The following is a 204-nucleotide window of genomic DNA, read 5'->3' on the forward strand; positions in this document are numbered from 1 at the left end:
AGCTGGTGTTGAGCCATCGCTCATGGTTCTTCGAGAGCCTGCGGTTCTTCTCCAGCCACGCAAAGCTGCGCTCCACCACCCAGCGCTTGGGCATGACCCTGAAGCTGTGCAGTTCGCTGCGCTTGGCAATTTGCACTGTCACCTGTTCACCCAGCGTCTGACGCACCCCCAGCGCAAAAGGCTCTCCCGTGTAGCCCCCATCGG

At 61.3% G+C, this 204-nt stretch carries 1 protein-coding gene; it reads right to left on the minus strand.

Going from position 1 to position 204, the window contains the following annotated elements:
* The coding region (locus tag ACP2WS_RS11395; RefSeq protein WP_426460871.1) for a transposase at positions 1-204 on the minus strand (204 nt) is incomplete at both ends.

The organism is Brachymonas moutaii (nom. illeg.), from assembly GCF_049977365.1.
Taxonomy (GTDB): domain Bacteria; phylum Pseudomonadota; class Gammaproteobacteria; order Burkholderiales; family Burkholderiaceae_C; genus Brachymonas.